General features: G+C 59.8%; 5 protein-coding genes. All 5 read right to left on the reverse strand.

The features are described from left to right. Window positions 1-98 precede the first annotated feature (98 nt). Complete coding sequence (locus tag ABIL25_09750) at window positions 99-545, reverse strand: NUDIX domain-containing protein (GenBank protein ID MEO0082549.1); 447 nt, start codon at window positions 543-545, stop codon at window positions 99-101. Beyond that, window positions 538-1,905: an NAD(P)-binding protein gene (locus ABIL25_09755; protein ID MEO0082550.1), complete on the reverse strand. Its 1,368-nt coding sequence runs from the start codon at window positions 1,903-1,905 to the stop codon at window positions 538-540. The genes ABIL25_09750 and ABIL25_09755 overlap by 8 nt, the downstream gene beginning before the upstream one ends. Before the next feature lie 100 nt (window positions 1,906-2,005). Beyond that, complete coding sequence (locus tag ABIL25_09760) at window positions 2,006-3,547, reverse strand: toll/interleukin-1 receptor domain-containing protein (GenBank protein ID MEO0082551.1); 1,542 nt, start codon at window positions 3,545-3,547, stop codon at window positions 2,006-2,008. Window positions 3,548-3,557: 10 nt separating this feature from the next. Then, complete coding sequence (locus ABIL25_09765) at window positions 3,558-4,874, reverse strand: hypothetical protein (GenBank protein MEO0082552.1); 1,317 nt, start codon at window positions 4,872-4,874, stop codon at window positions 3,558-3,560. A gap of 33 nt (window positions 4,875-4,907) precedes the next feature. Further along, window positions 4,908-5,154: hypothetical protein (locus ABIL25_09770; GenBank protein MEO0082553.1), on the reverse strand; the 247-nt coding region annotated here is incomplete at its 5' end.

A 5,154-nucleotide genomic window follows, 5' to 3' on the forward strand; every position in this document is an offset into this window, starting at 1 on the left:
GTCATAGCGCCAGCATTGCCGCTTGTACGCCTGCACCTGACGCCGAAGCACCGCCTCACGAATCTCCGGAGCATTCTGTGCCATCCTATTCTCCTTCCTCAGACACTATCGCTTCCATAGAAGCGCCGCCAGAATATCTCAAACTCTGACAACATTTGCTGCCGCAACACGTGACCGCTGTCAATCCACATGTGACCATCGTGCTCCTTGCTCAGGCTGACTTCTCCGCCGGCAAGCTGCGTTTCCATTATAAGGTGAACGACATGCAAGCCGGCATGCTCGGTCTGGACCGCACCGACTGCCCGGGTCGGGACGACGTCGAGTCCGCATTCCTCCTTCACCTCGCGAACGAGCGCCTCATCCAGCCTCTCGCCCGGGTCAATCTTGCCGCCCGGAAACTCCCATACCCCGGTATTGGTCCTGTTCGTGGTTGAGCGCCTGAGTAATAGGACTCGACCCTGCTCGTCCCTTACAATTGCCCGGACCGACAGAACAAATGGTCTCGGCTCCTGCCCGTCCGGTCTGCCCATTTCGACTCTATCCAAGTATTACCTCCGGCTTGCACGTCTGTTCCAGCAGAGGAAAGGCCCTCAGACCATCCCGCGGACAATCATGACAACCAGCCTTGGGAACCAGCACTGCCAGCCCGTGCCCTTCCCGGGTGCGCAGCACAATCGGTATCATCCGGCCGCGCTTCTTGAGCTGGGCCTCGACTATCAGCGCTGCGCTCAACCCTGCCCCGTCATCGTCAAAGCACACATACACCCGACGCACATCGTGCCACCCTGCCTCGGACAAGAACCTGCCGGTCAGAAACTCAGGTTCTTTCAGCTCCACCTGGACCGGGTTCAGTTCCCAGACTCCGTCAAGCTCCGGGTGCTCGGAAATAAGGAAGTCACGCTTGCCCAAAGCCAGCCGGTCAAGTATCGTGACTCGCAGCTTCACGACGGTGTCTCCCCGTTTCTCTTTCCACCGCTCTGCCAGCCTCACGAGCAAGCTCTCGCCCATCCGACCGACACCCAGTATCAGAAAGTGCGGCGAGGCTCCGGCCGGTACTCCGTCAAACGGCGGCTCCAGACCCAGAAGTACCTCAGCTCCCTTCTCGTATATACTGAAGAACCTCACCTGCTCCATGTTCGTGGCCGGCATCAGTGCCCGGGAATTCTCGATGAGCCTGCGCAGCCTGAACCCATCAACGTGGCAATGACAGTGTAGCCTGTCCCCGCGGCTTCGGCCGACCCTTTGGGCCTGAACTGCGATCTCGGCATTGAGCCCGTCGCTCGGACATACGGCTACGAGACTCCTCGCCCGGTCCACACGCGCCCGGCGCAACACGTCCTGCCGTGTTGCATCGCCTACGAGCACGGCTGCGCCCGAGTCCCGGGCTGCTCGAATGTCGTCGTTCTCCGCGTCCTGCTCTACCACCACGACCCGCTCGCCCCGGGCAACAAACGCACGTGTCAGCTTGAGACCGCGCTGACCCAGTCCGCATATCACGACGTGGTCATGGGCAAACAGCCGGACCCGGAGATTCTGCAATTGTTCTGAATACAGCGCACCTACTGCTTTGATTGCCGTGTACGCCGCCACCACCGGCAACAGAAAACGCGCCACATGCAGGGTCCAGTGCAGGGGCCGGTCGAACGCGTTGAACTCAAGTACCGTGAGCTGGAGCGAATGATACAGGCTGTCAAGAAGAGAATGCGAGAATCCGGGAATCTGGCTGAAATAGCGCGCATATCCGATGGTGCCAAGCGCTAGACCGGCAACAAACAGCACGGCCACGACCGGCCACTGCCAGTTCTGCCACCAGCGCGAGCAGGCCCGCCACAGCCGCCTCAGCGTGGCCGGCCGCCTTTGTTCCAAAGCATCCATCGCCGCAATCTCTTCTGTCTTCGGCAGCAACCTCTACCTTCTAACCGCCCGAACGCGTTAGCATAGCCGCCTTCGCCCCCGCGTCAAGAGCGCCTGGGTACTCACTGCCGACTGAGTGTTGCCGCCGGCATCAACACTGCGCCACCTGCTGGCGCATCAGCTCATCATAGTAAACTTTGCAGAATCCGGCCGAACGTTCATAGTCATACCGGGCCCGCTCGCCGTGCCCGAGAAGATAGTTGGCGAACCCGTCATAGAAGAAGTCCTCGGCTGTTGCCGGTGCGCGGAAAAACTCGCGACTCAACACCTGTCGGCACACCTGCCCCGCTTCCCTGCTTCGACCCAGCGTGGTCAGCGCGCGGGCGTACTCCACCATGAACTGCCGGGTGCGGCGTCCCGGCGCACAGAGCACTTCGCGGAAGATGCGCAATCCTTCCTCGTGCTCGCCGATGCTCAGACAGAAACTCGCCAGATAGTGATGGAGAATGGTATCGTCAAGACGACGGGCATCAGCCCGCAGTCTGTCCAACGCTTCCTGTCGCCTTCCTGATTCGCTCAGACAAAGAAACGCGTAGACCGCTGCAGCCGGGTCGTCCCGGCCGGAAGACCGCAGACGGTCGAGGATGGTCAGTGCCTGATTGAGTCTCCCCTGCTTGTACTTGACGATGGCTTCCATTTTCTCGACTTCCGCAAGTTCGTCCGGGTCGAGTGCGGCTCGGTCGAATCCGGCCAGGACCTCGGCGCCATCCGGAATCTGCCCGAGCTGAATGCGGGTGCCGAGGATGTTGAACTGCAGCTCAAGTCGCTCGTCCGGCGGACACAACTCCAACGCTCGCTCGAACGCCTGCAATGCCTCCTCGTAGCGCTGAGAACGGAAGTACAGCTGGCCAAGTGCACCGTAACTGTTCTCGTCCTTTCTGGGATGCTGTATTGCGGTCATCAGCAGCTCCTCGGCATCTCCGAAGCGTCCCATCTGGAGCTGACAGATGGCGCGGGCAATGAGCGGGAAGTACAGCCTGGTTTCAGGCAACTTGTAGCGTGCAGCGACGAAGATGTACCCGACTGCCTCGTCGGCCTCCTGCCACTGGTGCGCCGCGAACTTCCGCGCAAAGTCGTCTGCCGCCACAGCCAATTCGTCATACAGCGCTGGTGATGTAATGACCTCACGCAGCTCGTCCTGAAACCTCTTGGCGAACGGCAGACGCAAGTCCCCGAGATAAGGAGGGCTGTAGGGAATGGCAATCAGACGGCAGATACGAACTATCAGGTCGTCGTACTGCCGTGCATCATCGGAACGTAGGTCAAGATGCAGAGTGGTCTCAAGCTGCTTGTGCGGTCCGCGCCAGCTTTCGGGCACCCGGTCGAGCAGGACCACCGGGATGATTCGCCCCTGCCCGAGCATGCCGCAGCTCAGCGCGTGCTCCAGCTCAAGTCGAACGAACCGTCCTACTGCCGGGTCCATACTGTTTCGGCTCACCACGGTGATGAAGTAATCAGAGCCGTCAATCTGCCGGCGCAGGACCTCGGGGATGTCGTGCCCGGGCGTGATTCCCTCTTCCCGACGCGAATAGTCCCACACTTCCGCGCCCTGACTCTTCAGACTGTTGAACAAGCGGCGCACGAAATCCACGTCCCGGGACGAAAAACTGATAAACAACCGGGGCGGCTTCACAACGCTGTCCCTAGCGGTACGCCACGGTCGGCGTCTCTACGCGAGGCTCAGGCTCGATACCCTCTATCTGAGCGATGAAAGACCGCCATGCCTCTGGATAGTGTTCCTTGACGTAACGGAACAAAGCAGCGTAGCGCATCGTGGTCATGCCCGCATCCCAGACCACAGGGTTGAGCAGCCGTATCTGGTCGCTCCGTTCGGTCAGGTACGTGCTGTATGCCGCCAGATGCACCGGCTCCACCAGGTCGAGCATCGTCCGCAACGCGATGATGGTCTCGCGCAGAGACTCATCGGTGTAACAGCTGAGTTCGCCTTTCCGCGCATCATCCCCGGCAAGGGCCAGAATGTCCTGAATCGCACCGGTGCCTTCAACCGTTATCTGCTGCTCGTAACGCCGCAGCACCGCAAGCAGCTCTTCGACATACCAGTCGCTCTGATTGAACGCGGCGCCCGACTCGGCCCGTGCCAATGACAGCGTCTTGTCCAATTCCTTCGTCACCTTTGACCGAACCCCATGCTCGGTAACACCCGGTTGGTCACTGTGGTATTGCCAGCAGTAGAACAAAGGCGTACCGGTAATAGACAACCTGCCTCCCTTGAACGAGAACCGGATGTCGCGTTCGTAGTCGCAGATAACGAACGAACGAAACCGTTCTCCCAGCTCTGCTTCGGCCGCAATCAGCTCCTGGTGGAACCGGGCCATCGCCAGCTCGTTGGCCCAGACATCCGGACTGGCCTCGCCCGCACCGAGAATGTATCTGCCATCCTCACGGGGTAGGTCAGCGGCCCGACCATCAATCACCAGAAGGTCGAGCTGGAACAGCCTGAGCCCAAGCAGCGTATTCTCGAACGCCGGATGGTAGTTCAGAATCATCGCTCCTTGCTTGCGCGCCTTGCGCGCCGCCGCTTCATCGTGCAGCTTGCCGAATGCAGTGAAACAGGAATAGTATGGGCTGTCCGCGAAACGAGCAATCGGCACCAATTGCCAGTCAAATATGTCGGCCGACACCGGTATCTCATTCAAGTAGATGACCAGCCTCTTGCCATCCGCGCTGTCTGGCTCGTAGCGCAACCATAGCTTATCGGCCCTTGCCATATTATCCGGTTGGGCAACAGCATCGAACGCGACCCCGCCCACTGCGCCCAGAAACCCGGCCGACACCAAAGCAACAGACAGGTGAGTCGGATTGGTCAACGCTGGAGCAGGCACCGGCACCAGAGTCATCCCCGGGCCTGTTCCAAGCGTTAGCTTGCCCAGCGCGACGGACCAGAACAGCGCCAGACATAGCATCAACTTAGCAACCCTGCTCGTCAACGCATTCTTCACATCACACCTCCTTCTGCCAAACCATCGCATGTGCTACCTCTTCATTTCACTGTGGGAAACGGTGATGAATACCCGCGCCGTCCGCCAGGGTGGGGCTGGGTCGGAGTGAATCGGCTGGCTGCTAAGGCAAGCCTCCTGCCGAATGGTAGATACCGAATCGCCGCTGTCAAGCCCGCGCGTTGCCTCACCAAAAATGTACTCGAAGCTACCCCGTTGCCTCACGTAAGAAAAGTACTCGAAACAGGAGGCATAATCTGACCAGCCCTTACCATGAAAGGAG

The sequence above is a fragment of the candidate division WOR-3 bacterium genome (assembly GCA_039801365.1).
Lineage (GTDB): Bacteria > Hydrothermota > Tepidihabitantia > Tepidihabitantales > Tepidihabitantaceae > JBDRUN01.